Origin of the sequence: Pseudoalteromonas sp. NCCP-2140 (assembly GCF_023708065.1) — a bacterium.
In the GTDB taxonomy this organism is placed as follows: Bacteria; Pseudomonadota; Gammaproteobacteria; order Enterobacterales; family Alteromonadaceae; genus Pseudoalteromonas.
Map to the genome: position 1 here is coordinate 255,340 of NZ_BRCZ01000006.1, position 21,390 is coordinate 276,729.

Genomic DNA, 21,390 nt, shown 5'->3' on the forward strand with positions numbered 1-21,390 from the left:
ATAAAGCGATGGGTGTTCTTCATATATTTCAATCCTTGTATAATTGTGAAAGTATTGTGAATTAATCACAACAAAGATTGATACCATGTAAATGGTGGTGAATGAAATAGCAAAAAAGTATGGGTTTATTAAAGGGCTAAAGTTCTTAAGTGGGAAGGGTCAGGACTGGTAGGGGGTACGAGCCTAACAAAAAGGTTAGGCTCATTTCATAAATTAAGCTTTATGTTTCATCAGGCGTTCTTTTTCACGCGCCCAATCTTTATTTTTTCCGTCTTCACGTTTGTCGTGCATCTTTTTACCTTTAGCAAGGTGGAACTCCAACTTCACCCAGCATTTTTTCCAGTACATTGCAGTCGCGATTAATGAAAAACCTTCGCGTTCTGTAGCACCGATAAGACGATCGATTTCACGCTTATTTAAAAGTAACTTACGGTACCTTAAAGGATCGCAAATTACGTGAGTAGAAGCACTGTTGAGAGGCTGAATTTGACTGCCAAGTAAAAATGCTTCGCCGTTTTTAATGTGAATATAAGTCTCAGAGATGTTTACTTTACCAGCTCGGATACTTTTTACTTCCCAGCCCTGTAGTTCAACCCCTGCTTCGAACTTATCGTGTAAAAAATACTCATGACGCGCTTTTTTGTTAAGCGCGATGGTATTACTTGTCGATTTAGATGATTTTTTCTTAGCCATAGTGGCTCATATTATACGGAAAAACAGCGTTTTTACATCGCTTTTTTAAGGCTTTGCAGATATTTTCGTGTTACTAAAATTTGGGGAAATAGCTAAAGCTTGCTAAAATTCGCCGACAAAGTTGGGAGTGAATATGCCGCAAATAGAAAAAAGTGCGCTGGTAATGTACAGCAGCAAAGAAATGTTTGATTTAGTGAATGATGTTGATGCTTATCCAGAGTTTTTACCACATTGCTCTGATGCTAAAATCGTCACACAACAAGCCAGTGGCATGACGGCCAGTTTAGAGATCTCAAAAGCGGGTTTAAAAAAGTGGTTCACTACCGAAAATACCTTTATTGATGAGCAAACTGTTGCACTACGCTTGGTCGATGGCCCATTTAAAAAGCTGCAAGGTAAATGGCACTTTTTACCGCTGGACGATAAAGCATGTAAAGTTCAGCTTCACCTTGAGTTTGAATTTGCTAGTAAACTTATTGAGATGGCTTTCGGTAAAGTATTTAACGAAGTCGCTAAGAACATGGTTAATGCATTTACACAACGCGCTAAAACTGTATATGGAGTTCGCCCATGATCACTGTTGAAGTGGTTTTTGCCTTACCAACAACGGCAACCAGTTTGCTGGTAGAAGTGCCAGTAGGTACTACAGCTGAGCAAGCGGTGATTAAGTCGGGTATTATTGATAAGTGCCCAGAAATAGACGCAAATAATCTAACGCTTGGGATTTGGAATCGTACTTGTAAACTGCATCAAGAAGTAAAAGATGGCGATCGCATAGAAATCTATCGACCGCTTATTGCTGATCCAAAGGATGCACGCAGACGCCGGGCTGAAAAAGCCAAAGAAGAGGGCCGAGCCAACAAAGTGACGGGCGGTCGCCCTTTAAATAAAGCATAAAAAAGGGTAGCTTAGGCTACCCTTAATAATTTGCGCTGCTATTACTCTTGTTCAAGCGGCGTATTAAATTCGCTAGGTTGTTCATAGTCTCCCGACAACGAAACAAGCTTATCGTTTTCAAAGTTAATAGTGAGTGACTTACGTTGCTCGTTGCTACGACCAAGGTTGAATACGTACAGGTAGTGCCAGGTATTTTTATCAAATGAGTCTTCAGCTACTGGCTTGCCTAGTACATACAGTACTTGCTCGCGAGTCATATTTACACGAAGCTTATCTACATCTGATTGCTCTAAGAAGTTACCTTGAGGAATGTTGATTCGGTAAACCCAGCTTGAACACCCTGCTGTAGCACTTAAAGTAAGGGTAAGTACTAACCAAAAAGAAAAAGTTTTAAACGACTGCATTATTTGTTTGAATCCTTATTTTTTATACACTGCATGATACCGATTAGTCACAGAAGGTAAAACCCTTTTCAGTAATTGTTTTTACTGAAATGCGATTAACAATCACGAGGCACAGATTTGACCACAGCAAACCCAGAAAGTTTACAGCAGCCTATAAAAAACAACGAAAATTCAGAGACTCTGTGGCATTTGTATATAGTGCAAACACGTTTAGGTCATTGGTACACTGGGATCAGCACTAATGTTGAAAAGCGTTTTATGCAGCATCAAGCGGGAAAAGGGGCTAAAAACCTTAAAGGCAAGGGACCTTTAACACTTATCTATCAACAGCAGGTAGGTAATCGTAGTGAAGCAACTAAACTTGAAATAAGCGTAAAAAAGCTCAGCAAAGCACAAAAAAGGCAGTTTGTTTTAACCTCTGAACTACCCAAATAACTAACTTGGAAGCTTTTCAATAAATAGGGCTATTTTCGCCATGGCATATTCGAACAATGTAAAGTCGATGTGCGCCGTCGTGTCGGTGCTTTGATGATGATGTTTATCGTGTCCGATGCCAAAGTAAATATAAGGGATCCCCGCTTTAGCAAACGAATAATGGTCACTTGCTCTGCGCCAATCAACTTTGAGATCAAATAATCGATTCAGCCTTGCTGACGAGCTAGTTGCCATAAAGGTTAGCTGCTTATCAGATAGGGTTTTAATGTCAGTTTGATATTGCGCTAGTGATTGCTTATCTAAAAACGCATAGATACGCGGTTTTCGTGGGTTCACAACGAGCATATCTAAATTAATATTAAGTTTGATTTCGTCTTTATTAAGTGTCGATACTAAGTACTCGCTACCGTGCAGACCATTCTCTTCCGCGTCGGTTGCAACAAAAACTAATTGATAGGGCTGGGTGCTTTGTGCAAAGTGTTTAGCTAAATAAAGTAAAGCGGCAACGCCGCTGGCATTGTCATTAGCACCAGGATAAAGCCGACTGCCTTTTTGCCCTAGGTGATCATAGTGGGCAGTAAAAATAACTTTTTTACAGTTTTCACAGCGGCTATTTTGGGACGCAATAATGTTCCGCCCAGTAGCCTTGCTAAAGAATCCTGGTTGATAAGTAAAACTTTGTTCATTAACAGAATAGCCAAGAGCTATAAAGCGCTCTACTATGAAGTCGGCGGCTAATTTCGCGCCCTCGGTATTCGTTTTTCGCCCTGCCAATTGAGGCGATGTTAGCGTTATGATGTCTTGTTCTAAGTCTGTATTGGCAAATGCTTGCCCAGTGCTTATCAGTAAAGCACTAGCGGTAATCAATAAGCTTTGCAGTATGCGAGCGAAGCGCTTGTAATTTACTTTCGTAACGCTGTTTATCATGATCAAAGTCTGCTTTATTGTTTGCCATAGTTAAATACTTTTTAGCCAGTTTTAAGTCCCCCAATTGATAGTAGGTTCTCGCTAAACCAAAATCAGTATCATGCAGGGTTGGATTTAAGTCACGGGCTTTTTTGTAGTGCTTTAAGGCATCTTGATAACGGGCGGTTGTATAGGCGTCATTTCCTAAAGAAATATGATAATACGGGTTTGCTTGGCGCTTTTTATCAAGCTTGGCTAATATAGCTTGACCTTGCTCTTTACGATCGGTCAGATTGTAAAGTCTTGCTAAATTGCCTAATGCGGTGTTGTTGTCAGGATCTAAACTAATCGCGTATTGGTAGGCTGTTTCAGCATTTTGATAGTCACTTGTTAATCTGAATAATACCCCAAGGTTGCCCCATGCACCTGAGTAGTTGCTATCAATATCAACTGCCGCCTTGTAATAGCTAAAAGCAGTATCATAATCATGTTTTAGCATCGCAGCTGCACCTTTATTGTTATAAAACATTGCTGTGATGCGGGCTTTATTGATGTTGCTAGTTTTAAACGCTTCTTGGCGGCTGTTAGGGTCAAAGTCTATTACTAAAGAGCGCTCTTCTGGGTAAATGACTTTTCTATTTACCACAAGTTTTTGAGCTTCACTTACTTTTAAGTTGATATGGCCTGTGAGTAAATTAAAGCCATTATCAAGTGCCCAATATTCTGGGATATGCACTTTTTGAAATTGTCCTACAAGGCCAAGGTAGTCAGCAAGACTATAGGCTAAAATCGATAACGATAAACAGTTGGCGTTTAAATTTGAGTAGGCTTGATTAGCGGTTAAGGTCGCACCAGATTGATAAGATAAAGACGCATCGCCATTTTGCAACAGGAACTTCATCAAACGTTTAGTGCTTTGCAATGAACGGCTGTCTTTTGGAAAAGCACTATCAAGTTGCTCTTTAACATGTTCGCTTAATGCAAAAATCTCTTGTTGAGTTTCAACTGGGGTTTGAGTAAACGTATTACTTTGCGTCAAAGCAAATGGTGGGGGAGCGGTGTTATTTTCTGTACTACTACACGCTGTTAATAAGCAAAAGCTTGAGGCTAAAACAATGCTAGATAATTTCATCTGACCCTCTTAAATCATGGCCTAATACCATTTAAGTATAGGCCGTGAATGAAAAAGGGTCAGGGTTAACTGTTACAAAACGTGTCAGCGTTTATCAAATGTCGCAACAAGGTCATCAAGGGTTTGCGCACTGTTCGCTAAGTCTTTGATTGCTTGTTCACTGTCAATTTGTTCACGCATGACGTTGTCACTAATGTCACTTATTTGTTCAATATTGCGACCGACATCTGCCACAACATTACTTTGCTCTTCGGTCGCAGTTGCTATTAAGGTTGCCATATCGTTTATTTCATTGGCAGCATCGTTAATGGCATTAAGTAATTCAACAGAGCTCTGCATTGCATCAACGCTTAATTGAGCTTGTGATTTTGAGTGATTAATATGATTAACCACTAAATCAGAGGTACTGGTAAGTTCACTGATCATAGTTTGAATTTCAGTTGTTGATTGTGAAGTGCGATTTGCAAGTGCTCTTACTTCATCTGCTACAACAGCAAAGCCTCGGCCGTGCTCACCCGCACGAGCAGACTCAATCGCCGCATTAAGTGCTAACAAGTTAGTTTGCTCAGAAATACCCCTGATAGAGTCAACAATACTGGCAATGGCTTGCGTTTTGTTGGCCAGCTCGTTTACTTGCTCGGTGATATTATCGATATCACATGCCAGCTCTATTATCGCTTCTTTACTTTGCGTTACCTGAGTATGGCTTTGTTCAGTGTTCTGCTTACTATTCTCAGTAAGCTTAGCCGTGTTCGCTGCGCTTGAGGCAATTTCTTGCACTGTCGCACCCATTTCATTAATCGCCGCAGCAACCGAGATAGTTTGCTCTTTTTGATTATCAAGCGCTTCTGAGTTCTTCTGTGCTTGCTGAAATACATGATCAGCGCTTTGTCTGATTTCACTACTCTCTTGAGCTACTTGGCTAATTGCAGTTTCAATCTTAGAGATAAATTGGTTAAAGCCTGCAGATAAGTTAGCAAGTTCTGGCTGCTCAGAATCAGGAAGTCTATATGCTAAGTTAGCATCACCAGAGCCTAAACGGGTGAATAACTCAGCCATTTTCGACAGCGGCGATGAAAGCGTGCGTGCAAGCACTAAACCAGCAAAACTTGCAATTAGCGCAATGACTATTGCAAAGCTGATGATTTGCCATTGTAAAACCTGAATACTCGAAAATACCTCGTGCTTAGGCACTTGGGCAATAACAAATAAATCGGTGTTTTTAATTGGACTTGCAGCCACTAAGGTTGCTTCACCGTTGAGAACAATCTCTTGTAAATTGAAGTCGCTTTGCGTTTGCAGAGTACGCGTGATACCCGTTTTATAAACGTCATCCAACTTAGCTTTAGCGACTTTGTTCTCATCTTTATGCAGCTGAATGAGGCCGTTTTTATCGGCAACAAATACAAAACCGGTTTCTTCGATTTGGAAGCGCTGCAGCATAGCCTGCATATCGTCAATGCTTTTAGCAAGACCTGCTAAACCAATGCCGTTGGTTTGCTGGTGGTTTACAAACATTTTCACATCAGTCGGTGACTCTTGATAGATGCTGATAGAAAAAGGCTGTGCGGTGTTTGTAAACGCAAAAAACCAACCATCTTGTTCTTGCGTTAAAACGCGCAAGAAGCCGTCTTGGTTCCAATATTGTGCAGTTTCACGATTAGCCCACGAAGCGGTTGCTAAATCGTATTGCTTAACAAGGCGGTTAAGTTCTTTTAGCAGTGTTTTATCATCAGTATTACCTGAACGCGCCCACTCTAATACAAATTCGTTACTAGAGAGTTGCTCAGCTGCACTGATCATTTGATTTATATCGTGAGTAATATAGTTATCAATTGCTTGAAGTTTGCTAGGTAATTCAGATTCAATCATTCGTTGTTCGATGATTTGTTTTGCACTGTATATCGCTGTTGCGCCGATTAACGCAGCAACAATGAGGGCAATTGAACTGCCAAGCAGAGTAATTTTTTTAGTAATGGTGAGTTGATTTAACGCCATGAAAGTGTCTTAGTTTACAACATTTAAGTCAGTAATTTTAGCATACACTTTACAGATGACGAATCAATGTAGGGACAAAAAAAAAGCCCAAAGCATATAAGCAATTGGGCTTGGTTTCTAACAAGCGAAACTTACTTTCCAGGGTTAAACAATTTTCTTCATTGCTGACATGTAACCACGTAGCTTGCTACCAATGATTTCAACCGGGTGCTCGCGTAGTGCTTTATTCACGGCAATTAAGGTTTGGTTATCAACTTGGTTGCTAGCACTATCAAGTCCTTTACCAATCACATCAGTGTCGATGTCTTTCATAAAGTCTTGTAGCAGCGGTAAACACGCGTGGTTGTATAGGTAACAGCCATACTCTGCAGTATCTGAAATAGTTCGGTTCATTTCGAAAAGCTTCTTACGAGCAATGGTGTTTGCGATAAGCGGCGTTTCGTGTAGTGATTCATAATAAGCAGATTCAGCGATGATACCTGCCGCAGTCATGGTTTCGAATGCAAGTTCAACACCTGCTTTAACCATTGCAACCATTAAAATACCTTGGTCGAAGAATGCTTGCTCGCTGATCTCTTGGTCGGTATTTTGTTGCTTTTCGAATGCAGTTTCGGCAGTTTCTGCGCGCCATGCTAGTAATTTTGCGTCATCTTCAGCCCAGTCAGCCATCATACCGCGAGAGAATTCGCCGCTGATGATATCGTCCATGTGCTTGTTATAAAGTGGACGCATAATTGTTTTAAGCTCTTCACTTAATTCAAATGCTTTCACTTTTGCTGGGTTTGATAAACGGTCAAGCATGTTTGTCACGCCACCATACTTAAGCGCTTCAGTGATCACTTCCCAACCGTATTGGATTAGTTTTGATGCGTAACTTGCATCAATGCCTTTTTCCACCATTTTGTCGAAGCAAAGTAGTGAGCCTGTTTGTAACATGCCACATAGAATCGTTTGCTCACCCATTAAGTCAGATTTAACTTCTGCAATGAATGATGACTTTAGTACACCCGCACGATGACCACCGGTACCTGCTGCATATGCTTTAGCTTGCGCTAAACCATGGCCTTGAGGGTCGTTTTCTGGGTGAACGGCAATTAATGTTGGTACACCAAAGCCACGTTTGTATTCTTCACGTACTTCTGAACCAGGGCACTTAGGTGCAACCATGATTACTGTTAAGTCTTCACGGATTTGCATGCCTTCTTCAACAATGTTGAAGCCGTGTGAATAAGCAAGTGTTGCACCTTGTTTCATTAGCGGCATGATGGCAGTTACAACAGCCGTATGTTGTTTATCAGGCGTTAGGTTTAATACAACATCTGCTGTTGGGATAAGCTCTTCATAAGTGCCTACAGTAAAACCATTTTCAGATGCGTTTAAGAAAGATTGACGACGCTCAGCAATCGCTGATTCACGAAGTGTATAAGAAACATCTAAACCTGAATCACGTAAATTTAAACCTTGGTTAAGGCCTTGTGCGCCACAACCGACAATAACGAGTTTTTTCCCTTTTAAAGCGTCTACACCATCAGCAAACTCTGCTGGGTCCATAAATTCACACTGCGCTAATTGCGCTAACTGCTCTCTTAAAGGAAGAGTATTAAAATAATTCGCCATTGTTAGTGTCCTATAAATACAATTTTGTTAGAAAATCAAAGAACCGACGTAGTGTTCTTTGTATGTGTTAACACTATGCAATTTTTTACCTTGCGTAAAATGATATATTTGAATTAAAGTGTTTCATAAAATGAAATGGTAGCGATATGGATCACAAACATCTTAATTACTTTTTGGCGTTAGCTAAGACGCTGCACTTTGCCAGAGCCAGTGAGCTTTGTCATATCAGTGCGCCAACTTTGAGCCGCAACATCAAGCAACTTGAAGAAGAGGTTGGGGTAGTGCTGTTTAATCGGGACAATCGCACCGTCAAATTAACCCGCGAGGGTGAGTCATTTATTGAGTACGCTAATGCGACGCTGGCTAACTGGCATCGTTTTAAGGCTAATGTGCAAGAGCCGCAACAGCATGTTTATGGCAATGTCAGTATTTATTGCTCGGTAACCGCCTCATATAGTTTTTTACACCAAATACTTGAGCAACTGCGAATGCAACATCCATATATTGAAATTACCCTCAATACAGGTGATCCCGCTCTTGCAATTAATCGTGTTTTAGATGGCCATGAAGATATGGCAATTGCTGCAAAACCTATGAAGTTACCGGGGCAAATAGCCTTTACCAGCGTTGGTTACTCACCATTAGTACTGATTGCACCAAAAATAGCATGCCCGATCAGCGAAAAGCTTTCTGCTAATGAACAAATTGATTGGTCAGATTTAGAGTTTATCGTTGCTGAGCAGGGGTTATCAAGGCAACGTCTTGAACAGTGGTGGCGTAAAAAAAATATTCATGGCCGTATATACGCGCAGGTTGCAGGCCACGAAGCCATGGTTTCTATGGTGAGCTTAGGTTTAGGTATTGCCATGGTGCCCAAAATTGTATTGGATAACAGCCCACTTAAAGATAAAGTACAAATAGTGAGTGATGCGGAGCAGACTATTGCTGGATTTGAAATTGGCCTAGCTGTTTTAAATAAAGAGCGCCATGATCCGGCACTCAACGCCATTTGGAGTATTGCTCAATCGCTTACTCAGCAAGCAATTTAGCTTACTTTCTCGTAATTGCTACTTTATAGTCAACAATATTATGTTGATACAAATGGTCTATTCTTTATAGTTATTTAGTATTGGTTTTTGTAAAAAAGTTTCGTGTTTTTTACTGGTTTTACACTGCTAAAATCCTTTTTCATTGATTTTTCTTTTTGTGTTGTTAACTTAATTAAAATAATAAAATTTTCATGGCCTAGACTCATGATACTTTCAGCGCAAGCCGAACATTCTTTAAGCTACTCGAGCCATTGTTTGAAGCTCGCAATTCCCTTAATGGTAAAATACAAAATGCCAATTTCACCGCTTAATTATGCGCTTTGGTATTGCTATGTTAGTGAAAAGAATCAAGACTTAAATAAAGAGCTTGATAGTATTATTAAAAAATACAATACCTGCAGTCATGAGCAGGCAAAAAAACTTTTCAACAAATACTTATCTAGAGATGATTTAGCTCTTTTTTATCAGCTTTCGAGTGGCTTTAATGATGTTGTTGGTAAGGTGCATCAAGATATCAATGAAGCACTTAGTTATTCAGCAGATTTTAACGAAGCCCTACAAGAATGCCGAGAAAAGCTAAATACAGCTGATATAAGCCAAGAAAGTGGTTTTGATGATGTACTTGATTGTGTAGAGCGTTTAAGTGATGAATCAGCAGCTTTACAAAGCCGTGCACAAGATTTTCAAAATCAGCTTGCGCTGGCTTACTCTGAAATTACAGAATTGAAACAAGAGCTTGTTAGGTCTAGAAGTAAAGCCGAAAAAGATCCACTTACAGGGCTATATAATCGCGGTAAATTTGATGAAGATATCACGAGGTTTTGTCAAACCAATAACCTAGCCGAAGTCGCCGTTCTTACTATGGTCGATATCGATCACTTTAAACAATTTAACGACACCTTTGGCCATCAAAAAGGGGATCAAGTTTTGCGTGCAGTTTCAGCAAAACTACTTAAACATGTATCTAGTGTTGGTCAGGCCTATCGTTATGGTGGTGAAGAGTTTTGCTTCACCGCACAGTTTGCCAGTATCAGTGACATGACTAACTTTACCCAGCAACTTCGTCAAGCTGTAACCAAATTACAAATCAAAGACCCTAAATCTAATAAGGTGTTAAGCCAAGTCACTGCCAGTTTTGGTATTGCTATAAAAGCTAAAACTAGTAACCCAGAAAAACTCATAGCAAAAGCTGATAAAGCACTCTATTTAGCCAAAGAGCACGGTCGTAATCGCATCGAAATCGTCGAAGAGTAACAAACTTAATCGATATATGTATCAAATTTGTGAATAGTTGTAACCTTGCAACGACAGTTTGTTCACATCTTGATATTATGGTCTTATTGCAAAAACCTCTTTGGTCGTAAAATAACAATGAAATCTCAAACGATCAGGATGTGCGCAGCGGTGTATGCCTTGTTTGGCATGTTATTGAGTCAAGCAAGCGCTGATGATTCAACGCGCACTGAACGTGAAAGCCGTGTGGCAAATCAACAGATTGATACCCAGCAGTGGCACCTAAGTATTAATACGGGAGCTGGGGTGATCACGAACCCGCTTCATGGTGGTGATAACTTACCATTAATTGTGATGCCTGAAATCGCATTTTATGGTGAAAAATGGTTCTTTGATAATGGCCGTTTAGGTTATTCATTCCAAGAAAGCGATACTCATGTTGTTAATTTTGTTACCGAGTTCAACCCTGAGACTCGCTTCTTTATAGATTTTCACCCAAGCAATGTTTTTGCACTGCAAACATCGAATAGCTTTATTGTTGAATCGACTACCAGTAATGAACTGGCAGAAAAGTCAGTATCTACGAACGATATTAAAAAAAGACGCTGGGCCCTAGATGCAGGTATCAGTTATCACTATATTCAGAATAATCATGTGATTTCTTTACAAGCACTAGCCGATGTTTCAGGTGTTTATAAAGGTCTGCGTAGTGCCTTACAATGGCAGTCACATCACCGAATAGGAAACCTATCTGTCGCACCTAGCCTTGGGGTTTGGTACAAATCAGCCAGACTAAATGATTATTTTTATGGTTTATCGGCTAAAGAGTCCTCATATGGGGAAATTGATGTTGGCAGTAGCTGGCAACCTTATGCTAAAATCGACGCCCGTTGGCCCCTGAGTGAGACCAACTCTCTTCGTTTTCATTTAGCATATTATGACTACTCAGCCGTGGATGACAGTCCGCTTTTTGAACACACGTATTCGATGACTGCATTTATAGGATTCAATCATATTTTTTAATATGAAGTATTTTGTTTTTAGTCTGTGTGTGTTTGCTGCTGTTATTTGGGCTACCCCAAGCCATGCGCAAGCGACTCAGTTCGACATTTCGCCAAAAGTGTGTGTTGTATTACAACAGCACGAATTTTGTGATCTTGAATTAAAAATCAGCTGGCAAACTAAACAACCTCAAGATCTGTGTTTGTTTCAAAATAACCAACAAATTCAATGCTGGAACAACAGCAAGAAAGGGCTATTTAGCCATAAAGCGCGGGTTCAGGTTGAAACAATATACTCCTTAGTCAATTCGCACACGGGGAGCAAAATCGCGACCGCAAAAGTCGAAGTGCAAAGCACCGAAGCAAAAACAACGAGGCGTAGGTTACGCTCACCGTGGAGCTTTTTTTAATTCAGGAGCAACCAATGGCAAAGATTTTACTTGTTGAAGATGATCTCGGCTTACAGCAGTTAACACGTGATTACCTTCAACATAATGGGTTGGATGTTGCGGTCCTTGAACGCGGCGACGAAGTATTTGAATACCTAGAAAACAACCCAGTTGATTTAATGATTTTAGATGTCATGTTACCGGGTAAAGATGGCTTTAGCGTATGCCGTCAGGTACGTGATAAATTTAGCTTACCTATCTTAATGCTGACAGCTAAAGGTGAAGACTTTGACCAAGTGATTGGCCTTGAACTTGGCGCAGATGATTATGTAATTAAGCCTGCAGAACCTCGTGTATTGTTAGCACGTATCAATGCCTTGTTACGTCGCGGTCAAGCTGCAAACAAAGCGCCAGAAGAGCTTAGCTTTGGCGATTTAACCATTGATAAAACTAGCCGCATTGTTACACTTAAAGGCAGTGAAATTACACTGACTTCTCATGAATTTGAGCTGCTTTGGTTGCTTGCGTCAAATGCAGGTGAAGTGCTAAGTCGTGAGCATGTCCATCAACATATGATTGGTCGTCAATATGATGGTTTAGACCGAACCGTTGACGTACGTGTATCGCGTATCCGTAAGAAATTAGGTGATAACAGTGATAAACCATACCGAATTAAAACAGTTTGGGGACAGGGTTACCTTTTCGTATCTGACGCTTGGGATATGTAATAATTAATGGGGAAACTATTTGCAAGCTTATATCTTTACATAATAGTTTCTCTGTTTCTAGTTAGTGGGGTCATAGAGCAGTTATGGCCCTACGAAGAAACGCAACAGCAAATAGCCTTAGACCAAGAGTTTGGTAAATCTCTTTGGTTATTAAGCCAAACTGAAAATGGCTTAGCGACACTCCAACAAGAATTCGAAAGCGAGATAATTAACCTCACCGACCTTGCTTTACCAAGTGACCTAAAAACGCAGCTGCAAACTGACCACTACCTATATTTGTTTAACCAAGAGCAAAAAGTCGTTTGGTACATAGCCCTCAATAACACTCAGCTTTTGCAAGTAGGCCCACTTTCTATTGAAAACCCCAACTTTAGCTCCGTTTGGCCTTACTTTTTATTACTGACCGTGATTGGCCTGCCAATTGGACTTTGGAGCCTGTTACTTTGGCGAGACTTTAATAAATTGACGCTCGCCTGTGAAGCTGTAGGAGGGGCGCAAGACTTTGAGCTTCACGATGCTTCTAAATCTTTTTTTCTGCCGATTACTGATACTTTAAACGCGATGCAAGAGCGTATTCAGTATCTACTGGCTGCGCAGCAAGAGCTAACTTCTTCCGTTTCTCATGAGTTTAGAACACCCCTTGCGCGTTTAAAGTTTGCTGTTGCTATGCTCGAAGAGCAAATCGAGAATGAAAAGTCGTATACATACATTGATAACATGCAGGCTGATATTGCAGAGCTTGAAGCACTGGTGTCAGAAATGCTTGAATACGCACGACTTGATTCACACCAACCAAGCTTAAAGCCCCGTTCCTGTGACCTAACAGCGCTTACCAATAGTGTGGTGAATAAACTCGAGTTTGCTACTGATATAGAGGTAGCAGTTACTGCACCTAAGCAGCTTTACTACGAGTGTGACGAGCATTTTATGGCGCGTTGTATTCAAAACCTATTAGGCAATGCACAAAAATACGCCAACCATAAAATTCATGTAAGTCTAGAAGAGTTGGATGATTCGATACAAATAAGTGTTGAAGACGATGGTCCTGGGATCGCTAAATCTGAGTGGCAAAGTATATTTAAGCCATTTACTCGTTTAGATAAAAGCCGAGACAAGAAAACCGGCGGCTTTGGGTTAGGGCTTGCCATTGTTGCTAAAATTGTTAGTTGGCATCAAGGGCAGTCTGAGGTGTGTGATTCACCTTTAGGTGGAGCTAAATTTACTATTCATTTGTTTAAAAGTAACTCGCTTTAAATTGCAGGCATAAAAAAAGCGCCTAGGGCGCTTTTTAAAGATTAAAACCAAAAATAAACAAGTAGCAAAGTAATAGACCGCACTTAATTATAAAAGTTCGAAAAAAGTTTAATTATTTTTCATCTAATAATGGCATTAGCATTTTTTCAAGGCCATTGAGCTTCACTTCATACATCATTGCTAGCTGTGCACCTAACTGGGAATCAGGAAATCCTTGCTGTTTAAACCACACTAAGTAAGGCTCTGGCAGCAACAATAAAGGGCGACCAGCATACTTTCCAAATGGCATTTTAGTATTTATGGCGCGTTTTAATTGAGCTGTATCCATCTTTATCTCAAAGAAATTTTAAAGTTAGATGATACGGTAAAAAGAGGAGAGAAAATAGGCTGTGACGGGCAAGAAACAGCCTATTTAGTGAGGGATGTAGGCCCTCAGAATAACAACCACTAATTAATTACGGCTATTAGTGTAGCTGGTGACGACGCTTTTTCGTGAAGCCAAGTTTATTTAGCTTAACGACAATAGCTGGGTCGTCGATTCGTTCTGGTGTTTCACCATCACGAAGAAAATGATCGCTTGGTACTTGATATACATCGAGCATCTTGTTGAATAGCACTGTTCTGATATCCATTGCAGTCATGCCATTATTTTGTAACTCATCAAGTTGCTGCTGAATATCTGAAAGTTTCCCAGCACGTGCGTCATCCGTGTTTGCTAAAAATTCGTTGGTAAACTTATTTTTCATTTAAACAACCTCAATCCATCTAACAGTGCTGAATTAAAAAACAGCGGTACTACACCACACTGTTAAACTTTTTTGTGTTAAAAATAGATACTTAGCTAAGTACCTTGAAATTAATTCTACTCTTTTTTTTAGCCTGATTGCTAATCTGGATGTAAAGCTTTGTAAATAAGCTTGACCCAATAGAGGGACTGATTTGGCTTGTCGTGAAAACTAGTTAGCCAACTAACTGAATACAGTGAAAATAATTCTCAGTACCATGAAAAGGTACCGAGAATTATTTTTTACATTAAGAGAAAAGTTTTTGTTTTACATGCTCTGCGAAGCCGCTACCAGCTTCTAAATAGAAGTTATAAGTAGAGTCGACCCCCATATCTTCTAGTTCTTTTTGCTGATCTGGATAGTTTGCAATCGCCGTAACTTGACCTTCATAACCAGAAGCTCGGAGTTGTTCTAAGGCAAAAATATTTTGCATGTGTTTTGGCATTGCAAGCATCACCATACCTACATGTGAGTGGTTTACCCGCTGCCAAAAGTCAGGGTCAGTGGCATCAGCAAGTAACACCCGGCGGCCTCGGCTAATATGTTTGTCAACAACATCTGGCTTAATATCAATACCAGCGACAAGGTTTGGGTGAGTTTGACTGATTGTTTCATAGGCACCTGTACCAATTCGGCCCATACCAAAGATCACGATTTTAGTGTCATTTAGATTTACTGGCAGCTCTTCTGAAAGACGGCTGTCGCTTTCAAATTTAAGTAGCCAATGTTCTATTTTTACATACACTTCATTCGAGCGTTTATTTAATGGTGATGCGAGTATAAAGGTGATTGACACAGCGATAGCCATCACGGCTAGCCATTCAGATGTAATCATATTGCTGGTGGCTGCAACGGCGCAGACTATCAAGCCAAATTCACTGTAATTAGCTAAGCTAAACGCGCTTAATAATGAAGTACGAGCACGTAATTTAAACGCGTTTGTTAGCACATAATAAAGTGCAACTTTTAAAGGCAGAACTAAAATAATGATGAGTGCAACAATCACGGCATGGCTGGTCAGCTCAGCATTCAAACCAATGTTTAAGAAAAAGCCAACCAGCAACACGTCTTTTAAATTAAGAAGTGACTTTGATAATTCACCAGCTTTTTTATGCGATGCGAACATCATACCGATAATCAACGCACCTAAATCACCTTTAAGACCTGCAAATTCGAATGCCTGGTAACCAATAATCAGCGCAAAGAAAAAGCCGAACAGGGGTAATAACTCACCGTGTTTTGAGCGATTTAATACCCAAAACATCACTGGGCGTAAAATAGGTAAACCCACTAATAATGCCAAAGCCCAAATGTTAGGGGCTTTACCTGTGCTGATGGCTAAGAAGATAACGGCAAAGATATCTTGCATAACCAAAATACCAATGGCGATTTTACCATGGAGGCTAGCCATTTCACCGCGTTCTTCAAGTACTTTTACGGCAAACACGGTGCTAGAGAAGCTAAAAGCAAAGCCGACTAATAATGCACTTTGCCAAGTAAGCTCGTTAAATAGTGGCAGTGCAAGGGCACCAAGCAACAACATAAAACCACTAAATAACGTACTGCTCAAAACAATATGCATTGAGGCGGGCGCCCAAACTTGTGGTTTCATTAAGTTTGATACTTTGAGCTTAAGACCAATGCTAAACAATAATAAAGTAACACCCAAGCTTGCCAACGTATTCAGCAGCTCGGTTGTCTTATATCCATATAGGTTGAGTGCAAAACCCGCTAATAAAAAGCCGATAAGAGGAGGCAGCTTTAACTGATAAACAGCAAAGCCACAAACGAACGCGGTAGCAAAGTAGATTAGTTCCATAGTTTTTCTTTTGACTTCATTTGTTAGAAGTGTAGCGAAATATTTGTAGTTGGAAAACAATATCAGACAGTAAGAGTTCAAAAAATAAGCACTTATACATGATTTATTGATTAATCCGCCAAAAGCATCATTTTTTCGCTGACATTAGCTTTTAATTGTGGTTAAGATGCATTAACAAAGGAATTTAAGCCATAGGTTAGAAGCTGGCTTAAGGAGAAAAGATGTTTAAGAAAATCCTTGCATCAGTAGGTATTGGTGCAGCAAAAGTTGACACTGTACTTGAGACAGAGCATTTACAACCGGGTCAAAAATTTAATGCCGTTATTGTTATTAAAGGCGGCGATGTTGATCAAGACATATCGGGTTTAGACTTAGCGCTGATGACACGTGTTAAAGTCGAAGGTGAAGATGGTGAGTACTTTACAAACCATGTAATTGAAAAGTGGCGAATTACAGATATCGGCACGATTGCAGCAGGTGCTGAAAAACATATTCCATTTGAAGCACGCCTGCACTCAGAAACACCAATCACAGAAATTAACGCTGGTTATAACCAATCACATGTGTGGCTAGAAACAGGCCTAGATATTGATTTAGCGCTTGATCCAACTGATCGTGATGCACTTCACATTTATCCTAATGATGCCGTGAGCACGTTAATGGAAGCGATGGATAGACTTGGTTTTAGCCTAGTGAAAGCGGATGTTGAAAAAGGCTTTTTAAGAGCACCTACATTCCAATCACATTCGGGATGCTATCAAGAGCTAGAGTATCGACCAAACAGCCGAAGCCTATTTGGTCTTCAAGAGATAGAGTTGTCGTTTGTCCCTGAAGCGCACAAAACTCATGTACTGATTGAACTTGACCGTGCCTTTAGAGGGGATGGTTATGTCGATTTAACTATAGAGCATGATCATGTAAATCTGTCGCAGCTGTGTGATCAGCTAGAACGATTATTTGCTTAGGCTAACTGCTATTAAGTTAGTTAAAACCCAGCTACGGTTGGGTTTTTTTTAGTCTTCAAAAAGGAGAATTATGTTTTCTGTTAAGAGTTATAGTGAACTCAGTAAAGATGAATTATTTGCCATTTTACGGGCGCGGGTTGATGTATTTGTGGTAGAACAAACTTGCCCTTACCCAGAAATTGACGAAGTAGATAACAATGAACTGACCCAGCACGTGTTCTTGTTTAAAGATCAACAAGTGGCAGCCTATGCACGATGCTATAAAAAGAATGAGCAATTTAGCGCATTTGGTCGTGTGCTGGTAGCAGAGCAATTTCGTGGTGAAGGTTTGGCGAGTAAGCTTGTGCAAACTGCGATAGACACATGTAAAGAGCATTGGCCTGACAAAGCGATTATGATTGGTGCTCAGTGTTATTTAACTGGGTTTTATCAGCAATTTGGTTTTGAAAATGTGGGCGATGATTACCTAGAAGATGGCATTCCACATCAAGATATGTGTTTGAAGTAGCCTAAATGGCCACTTCAAACATAATCATTTGTTAGCTTAACAGAGAGTTAGCAAATACGAGCGAAATGGCTAGTGGGCAAATAAACTTGATATACCATGGCCATACTTTCCAGAAGAAGCTATTGGCAGCTTCAGGGCATCCTTGTTGAATTTCTTTTAGCAGTGACGCGCGATGCCAAATCCAACCAACAAAAATACAACACATTAAGCCTAGAATAGGTTGGCCAATCTTAGTGGTTAAGGTGATCACAAAGCCAAACAAGGTGCCTAAGTTAAAGACAATTGTAAAACTAATGAGCGCAATAATACCGCCAATGATCCATGTAGCTTGCACACGCTTTAGCGCAAAGCGTTCAACAGCATAAGAAACCGGTGCTTCTAGCATCGAAATCGATGAGGTTAACGCTGCAATACTCATTAACGCAAAAAATGCAAAGCCAACAAAAATACCCACATCACCCATGCTGGTGAATAGCGCCGGCAGCACTTGGAATACTAAGGTATCTTCTGAAAGTAGTGCGCCTTCAGCAGAGAAAATTTGTACGCCTTGAGCTTGAGCCACATACATAGCTGGAATAATGAGTAAACCGGCTACAAAGGCAATGAACACATCGATTAAAGTCACATAAGCGCCTAACGATACTAAGTTCTCTTTTTTGCTAATGTATGAGCCGTAAATGATCATTACGCTGGTACCAAGCGACAATGAGAAAAATGCTTGTCCAAGTGCATTCACTAATAACTCAGGGTTTAAAATCGATGAAAAGTCTGGCACTAAGTATGCTTTTAGACCTTCCATTGCGCCATCTTGCGTCATTACATAGATGATTAGCATAAACAAAATACCTAACAGGGCAGGCATTAAGCGCTTAGACCATTTTTCGATGCCGTTTTCTACGCCCTTAGAGATAATAGAGACGGTTAAAATAATAAATGCGGCAGTAAATATGAGGTTTCTTGATAGTGATTGCTCACTAAGCCAGGTGCCAGTTTGCTCTTGCCCGGCTAATTGCGCAACAGGTTCAAGGGTCGCACTCAGCATCCAGCCTGCGACGATAGCATAGAAGCTTAAAATTAGACCCGCACAAATAATACCGCCAAAACCTACCATGAAGGCAAACTTCTTTTGCCATGCTTGATTTGTTACTTTTCGAAGTGAAGTGACGGCATTAGCTTGACCGTGACGACCAATCACTAACTCAGCCATTAAAGCAGGATAAGCAAGACAAAATGCTAACACTAAATAAGCCACTAAAAACGCGGCACCGCCATTACTTGCAGTTTGTGTTGGGAAACCCCAAATATTTCCTAAGCCAACAGCAGAGCCTGCTGCAGCCATAATAAATCCAAAGCGGGAGCTGAACTCCCCACGTGATGCGCTCATATTATTGTTACTTCTCTATTTGTGACGGCGCTGACAATCTACTCGAATTAACACTAAATAAAAAGGGTTAATCATCCGCATTTTCGTTGTTCTTCGTTATGTGCGAGCTGTCAGCGTAGAATTCGTGCAATTGCGCATTACAATACGAAACAATTAACACAAATGAAACATGTTTATTGGCTTTTATTTTGAATTCGTAAGGTGAAACAGGCGCCACCTAGTTGCTTACTTTTTGATACTTCGACCGTCCCGTGGTGCCAATCAACAACTTTCGCTACGATTGCAAGGCCAAGCCCGTAGCTTTCTCCATCCCGGTTACGATGTGTTTGTTCTTGGAAAAATGGACTAAATACTTTTTGCCAGTTTTGTTCGCTGACACCCGGGCCGTCATCTTCAATTTTTATGGTAACGGATTCATTGGTACTCGTAGCACTGAGTAAAATTTCTGATTCAGCAAAGTCGCAAGCATTACTTAATAAGTTAACAATGGCGCGAGCTAACCAGTGTAAATCAGCACAAATATCACCGCCTTCAACTCGGTGATTAATGTGCAAGCTTTGTTGTTCAAGCTTAGGCTCAATTTGATGAATTAAAGTAAGAATATAGGTTTCTAGATCAGAATGATTAAAGGTCAACTGATTCGCTTTTTGCTCAAGGGTTGCAAATGCCAAGTAACTTTTTAGCATAGACTCCATTTGGTCTAAGTCGTTTTCCATCCGAGCAAGATACTCAAGGCGCTTTTCGTCATTAGGGCAGTCTTGCGCTGCTTCGAGACCAAATCGCAAGCAGGCGATAGGTGTGCGAATATCGTGAGATAAACTTGATGCCATTAACTTATTCTCATCAAGAAGTTTTTCAATTTGACTCGCCATACGGTTAAATGTCAGCTCAACATCTTTGATATAGGTAAAGTGAGATAAGTGAATACGGCTTTTTAAATCACCTTTAGCAAAGCGTTGTGCCGCTTCGTTTAATACGGTTAAACGCTTGGCCAGTGGCGCAATGATAAAGCCCATAAATACGCATAACCCAGCGTAGAACAACAAGGTGAGTAATACATCGTTGCCTTGATCGTGTGTTAAGTCTTTATCTAAACGCATTTTTAAGTGGTGTGTGCCTAAAGCTGCTTCACTATAAAGTAAATAGTAGCCTTGCTGATCTTCGAGGATAAGGCCACTAGGTTGGGTCATTTGTGTTAACAATGAATGAGGTAGCGCAAGCGACTGTGTAGGGCGATACTCTAGTTGCACAGCAAAGTTTTGGTTAATTTCTGTAATAGCCTGCTCACGATCTTTAGCATCATGCTTAGCAAGTTGCTTTGCAAAGCCTTTAATCATTTGTGTTTCGCTAGAAAACACATCCTGAGGTGTTTGGGTTTGTTGGCTAAAAGCATCAATTAGCCAACCCAACACGATGATTGAAAGCAGGGCACTGCCAAGGAGTGAGATATAAAACTTTTTCACAGGCGCGAGTCGTTATTGCCAAGCGTTGGCAACAAGTAAATAGCCTTTGCCCCAGATAGTTTTAATTTTTTCTGGGTGCTGAGGGTCATCATTAAATTTTTTACGTAATGATGAAATCAGCACATCCACACTTCTGTCTAAGCCATCATATTCGCGCCCTTTTGTTGCCTTAAATACTGCGTCACGGGATACTACCTGGCCTGCATTACTGGCTAGATAGTTTAGTAAAAGGTACTCAGCACTTGAAATATGCACTTCTTCGTTTGCTAAATATACAGTACGTGACTCAGTATTGATTGATAATTTACCCACATTGATAAGTTCTGAGTTTGCTGTAGATTCTTGAGTATCTGATTTAGAGCGAAGTGCCGCTTTTATACGTGCTAATAAAGCGCGAGGGCGAACGGGTTTCATCATGTAATCACTGGCACCTACTTCAAGGCCAATTACTTCATCCATTTCATCATCACGCGCTGTTAGCATAATAATCGGGGCCTGATAAAACTGTCTTAAATCACGGCACACACTTATACCGTCTTGACCCGGAAGCATAATATCTAACAAAACTAAGTCAGGGGTTGTTTTACGTACCTGCTCAACGACTTGGTCGCCACGTTGGCATATGGTTGTTTGGTAGCCTTGTTCAATTAAATATTCCGCAACCCAATTGGCGAGAGAAATATCATCTTCTACTAATAAGATAGTTCCGTAATGTTCCATTATTTACTCC

General features: G+C 40.4%; 23 protein-coding genes. 11 read left to right on the plus strand and 12 right to left on the minus strand.

Going from position 1 to position 21,390, the window contains the following annotated elements; genetic code table 11:
• Positions 1-213: 213 nt before the first annotated feature.
• Entirely contained in the window at positions 214-693 is a 480-nt protein-coding gene (smpB, locus tag NFU46_RS14160) for an SsrA-binding protein SmpB (protein ID WP_054551727.1), read from the minus strand.
• Between the two features lie 133 nt (positions 694-826).
• On the opposite strand from smpB, the gene NFU46_RS14165 reads away from it, so the two are divergent.
• Positions 827-1,267: a type II toxin-antitoxin system RatA family toxin gene (locus NFU46_RS14165; protein WP_054561884.1), complete on the plus strand. Its 441-nt coding sequence runs from the start codon at positions 827-829 to the stop codon at positions 1,265-1,267.
• A complete protein-coding gene (locus tag NFU46_RS14170; RefSeq protein WP_055197025.1) occupies positions 1,264-1,590 on the plus strand; it encodes an RnfH family protein in 327 nt (108 codons plus the stop codon). The genes NFU46_RS14165 and NFU46_RS14170 overlap by 4 nt, the downstream gene beginning before the upstream one ends.
• Before the next feature lie 41 nt (positions 1,591-1,631).
• Here NFU46_RS14170 and NFU46_RS14175 read toward each other — a convergent pair whose 3' ends face one another.
• Positions 1,632-1,994: an outer membrane protein assembly factor BamE gene (locus NFU46_RS14175; RefSeq protein ID WP_054551724.1), complete on the minus strand. Its 363-nt coding sequence runs from the start codon at positions 1,992-1,994 to the stop codon at positions 1,632-1,634.
• Between the two features lie 117 nt (positions 1,995-2,111).
• Here NFU46_RS14175 and NFU46_RS14180 point away from each other — a divergent pair, with 117 nt between their 5' ends.
• Positions 2,112-2,429: a GIY-YIG nuclease family protein gene (locus NFU46_RS14180; protein WP_248527481.1), complete on the plus strand. Its 318-nt coding sequence runs from the start codon at positions 2,112-2,114 to the stop codon at positions 2,427-2,429.
• Here NFU46_RS14180 and NFU46_RS14185 read toward each other — a convergent pair whose 3' ends face one another.
• The 4 genes from NFU46_RS14185 to ilvC all read right to left on the minus strand — a co-directional run bounded on the left by NFU46_RS14185 (position 2,430) and on the right by ilvC (position 8,082).
• A complete protein-coding gene (locus NFU46_RS14185; protein WP_251602650.1) occupies positions 2,430-3,296 on the minus strand; it encodes a M20/M25/M40 family metallo-hydrolase in 867 nt (288 codons plus the stop codon).
• Entirely contained in the window at positions 3,283-4,467 is a 1,185-nt protein-coding gene (locus NFU46_RS14190; RefSeq protein ID WP_251602652.1) for a tetratricopeptide repeat protein, read from the minus strand. The genes NFU46_RS14185 and NFU46_RS14190 overlap by 14 nt, the downstream gene beginning before the upstream one ends.
• Before the next feature lie 84 nt (positions 4,468-4,551).
• Positions 4,552-6,465, minus strand: a complete 1,914-nt coding sequence (locus NFU46_RS14195; protein ID WP_251602654.1) for a methyl-accepting chemotaxis protein — start codon at positions 6,463-6,465, stop codon at positions 4,552-4,554.
• Between the two features lie 144 nt (positions 6,466-6,609).
• Positions 6,610-8,082, minus strand: a complete 1,473-nt coding sequence (gene ilvC, locus NFU46_RS14200; RefSeq protein ID WP_062564305.1) for a ketol-acid reductoisomerase — start codon at positions 8,080-8,082, stop codon at positions 6,610-6,612.
• Positions 8,083-8,228: 146 nt separating this feature from the next.
• Between ilvC and ilvY the strand changes: the two genes are divergently transcribed.
• From ilvY to NFU46_RS14230, 6 genes are all read left to right on the plus strand, one after another.
• Positions 8,229-9,131, plus strand: coding sequence for an HTH-type transcriptional activator IlvY (gene ilvY, locus NFU46_RS14205; protein WP_175078966.1), 903 nt, complete (start codon positions 8,229-8,231; stop codon positions 9,129-9,131).
• Between the two features lie 276 nt (positions 9,132-9,407).
• Entirely contained in the window at positions 9,408-10,385 is a 978-nt protein-coding gene (locus NFU46_RS14210) for a GGDEF domain-containing protein (protein WP_251602656.1), read from the plus strand.
• A gap of 168 nt (positions 10,386-10,553) precedes the next feature.
• Positions 10,554-11,387 carry a MipA/OmpV family protein gene (locus NFU46_RS14215; RefSeq protein WP_251602728.1) on the plus strand — a complete coding sequence of 278 codons (834 nt, stop codon included), beginning with the start codon at positions 10,554-10,556 and terminating at the stop codon, positions 11,385-11,387.
• 1 nt (position 11,388) lies between these two features.
• Complete coding sequence (locus NFU46_RS14220) at positions 11,389-11,775, plus strand: DUF3019 domain-containing protein (RefSeq protein ID WP_251602658.1); 387 nt, start codon at positions 11,389-11,391, stop codon at positions 11,773-11,775.
• Between the two features lie 14 nt (positions 11,776-11,789).
• On the plus strand, positions 11,790-12,482 hold the full coding sequence (locus tag NFU46_RS14225; RefSeq protein WP_251602660.1) for a response regulator: 693 nt from the start codon (positions 11,790-11,792) through the stop codon (positions 12,480-12,482).
• A 6-nt stretch (positions 12,483-12,488) separates the two neighbouring features.
• Positions 12,489-13,736: an ATP-binding protein gene (locus NFU46_RS14230; protein WP_251602662.1), complete on the plus strand. Its 1,248-nt coding sequence runs from the start codon at positions 12,489-12,491 to the stop codon at positions 13,734-13,736.
• Positions 13,737-13,848: 112 nt separating this feature from the next.
• Here NFU46_RS14230 and NFU46_RS14235 read toward each other — a convergent pair whose 3' ends face one another.
• The 3 genes from NFU46_RS14235 to NFU46_RS14245 all read right to left on the minus strand — a co-directional run bounded on the left by NFU46_RS14235 (position 13,849) and on the right by NFU46_RS14245 (position 16,340).
• Positions 13,849-14,064, minus strand: coding sequence for a DUF3820 family protein (locus NFU46_RS14235; RefSeq protein WP_062564309.1), 216 nt, complete (start codon positions 14,062-14,064; stop codon positions 13,849-13,851).
• A gap of 136 nt (positions 14,065-14,200) precedes the next feature.
• The gene (locus NFU46_RS14240; RefSeq protein ID WP_054561872.1) at positions 14,201-14,482 is read right to left on the minus strand and encodes a hypothetical protein; all 282 of its coding nucleotides are present in this window, start codon (positions 14,480-14,482) and stop codon (positions 14,201-14,203) included.
• Positions 14,483-14,768: 286 nt separating this feature from the next.
• Positions 14,769-16,340, minus strand: a complete 1,572-nt coding sequence (locus NFU46_RS14245) for a cation:proton antiporter family protein (RefSeq protein ID WP_251602664.1) — start codon at positions 16,338-16,340, stop codon at positions 14,769-14,771.
• A 221-nt stretch (positions 16,341-16,561) separates the two neighbouring features.
• Between NFU46_RS14245 and NFU46_RS14250 the strand changes: the two genes are divergently transcribed.
• Both NFU46_RS14250 and NFU46_RS14255 read left to right on the plus strand, forming a co-directional pair.
• Positions 16,562-17,305 (plus strand): sporulation protein, encoded by a 744-nt coding sequence (locus tag NFU46_RS14250; RefSeq protein WP_054561870.1) that lies wholly within the window; start codon positions 16,562-16,564, stop codon positions 17,303-17,305.
• A gap of 67 nt (positions 17,306-17,372) precedes the next feature.
• Positions 17,373-17,813, plus strand: a complete 441-nt coding sequence (locus NFU46_RS14255) for a GNAT family N-acetyltransferase (protein ID WP_405030673.1) — start codon at positions 17,373-17,375, stop codon at positions 17,811-17,813.
• Between the two features lie 31 nt (positions 17,814-17,844).
• Here the strand turns inward: NFU46_RS14255 and NFU46_RS14260 are convergent, their stop codons facing one another.
• The 3 genes from NFU46_RS14260 to NFU46_RS14270 form a co-directional block, all read right to left on the minus strand.
• Positions 17,845-19,197, minus strand: coding sequence for a sodium-dependent transporter (locus NFU46_RS14260; RefSeq protein WP_251602666.1), 1,353 nt, complete (start codon positions 19,195-19,197; stop codon positions 17,845-17,847).
• A 173-nt stretch (positions 19,198-19,370) separates the two neighbouring features.
• Positions 19,371-20,660, minus strand: coding sequence for an ATP-binding protein (locus NFU46_RS14265; protein WP_251602668.1), 1,290 nt, complete (start codon positions 20,658-20,660; stop codon positions 19,371-19,373).
• Between the two features lie 12 nt (positions 20,661-20,672).
• Positions 20,673-21,380 carry a response regulator transcription factor gene (locus tag NFU46_RS14270; RefSeq protein WP_251602670.1) on the minus strand — a complete coding sequence of 236 codons (708 nt, stop codon included), beginning with the start codon at positions 21,378-21,380 and terminating at the stop codon, positions 20,673-20,675.
• Between the last annotated feature and the right edge of the window lie 10 nt (positions 21,381-21,390).

Bases quoted from the DNA above. Each gene is read 5' to 3' on its own strand.
- smpB (WP_054551727.1), bottom strand. From the start codon at position 693: ATGGCTAAGAAAAAATCATCTAAATCGACAAGTAATACCATCGCGCTT.
- NFU46_RS14165 (WP_054561884.1), top strand. From the start codon at position 827: ATGCCGCAAATAGAAAAAAGTGCGCTGGTAATGTACAGCAGCAAAGAA.
- NFU46_RS14170 (WP_055197025.1), top strand. From the start codon at position 1,264: ATGATCACTGTTGAAGTGGTTTTTGCCTTACCAACAACGGCAACCAGT.
- NFU46_RS14175 (WP_054551724.1), bottom strand. From the start codon at position 1,994: ATGCAGTCGTTTAAAACTTTTTCTTTTTGGTTAGTACTTACCCTTACT.
- NFU46_RS14190 (WP_251602652.1), bottom strand. From the start codon at position 4,467: ATGAAATTATCTAGCATTGTTTTAGCCTCAAGCTTTTGCTTATTAACA.
- NFU46_RS14195 (WP_251602654.1), bottom strand. From the start codon at position 6,465: ATGGCGTTAAATCAACTCACCATTACTAAAAAAATTACTCTGCTTGGC.
- ilvC (WP_062564305.1), bottom strand. From the start codon at position 8,082: ATGGCGAATTATTTTAATACTCTTCCTTTAAGAGAGCAGTTAGCGCAA.
- ilvY (WP_175078966.1), top strand. From the start codon at position 8,229: ATGGATCACAAACATCTTAATTACTTTTTGGCGTTAGCTAAGACGCTG.
- NFU46_RS14210 (WP_251602656.1), top strand. From the start codon at position 9,408: ATGGTAAAATACAAAATGCCAATTTCACCGCTTAATTATGCGCTTTGG.
- NFU46_RS14215 (WP_251602728.1), top strand. From the start codon at position 10,554: ATGTTATTGAGTCAAGCAAGCGCTGATGATTCAACGCGCACTGAACGT.
- NFU46_RS14220 (WP_251602658.1), top strand. From the start codon at position 11,389: ATGAAGTATTTTGTTTTTAGTCTGTGTGTGTTTGCTGCTGTTATTTGG.
- NFU46_RS14225 (WP_251602660.1), top strand. From the start codon at position 11,790: ATGGCAAAGATTTTACTTGTTGAAGATGATCTCGGCTTACAGCAGTTA.
- NFU46_RS14230 (WP_251602662.1), top strand. From the start codon at position 12,489: ATGGGGAAACTATTTGCAAGCTTATATCTTTACATAATAGTTTCTCTG.
- NFU46_RS14235 (WP_062564309.1), bottom strand. From the start codon at position 14,064: ATGGATACAGCTCAATTAAAACGCGCCATAAATACTAAAATGCCATTT.
- NFU46_RS14240 (WP_054561872.1), bottom strand. From the start codon at position 14,482: ATGAAAAATAAGTTTACCAACGAATTTTTAGCAAACACGGATGACGCA.
- NFU46_RS14245 (WP_251602664.1), bottom strand. From the start codon at position 16,340: ATGGAACTAATCTACTTTGCTACCGCGTTCGTTTGTGGCTTTGCTGTT.
- NFU46_RS14250 (WP_054561870.1), top strand. From the start codon at position 16,562: ATGTTTAAGAAAATCCTTGCATCAGTAGGTATTGGTGCAGCAAAAGTT.
- NFU46_RS14260 (WP_251602666.1), bottom strand. From the start codon at position 19,197: ATGAGCGCATCACGTGGGGAGTTCAGCTCCCGCTTTGGATTTATTATG.
- NFU46_RS14270 (WP_251602670.1), bottom strand. From the start codon at position 21,380: ATGGAACATTACGGAACTATCTTATTAGTAGAAGATGATATTTCTCTC.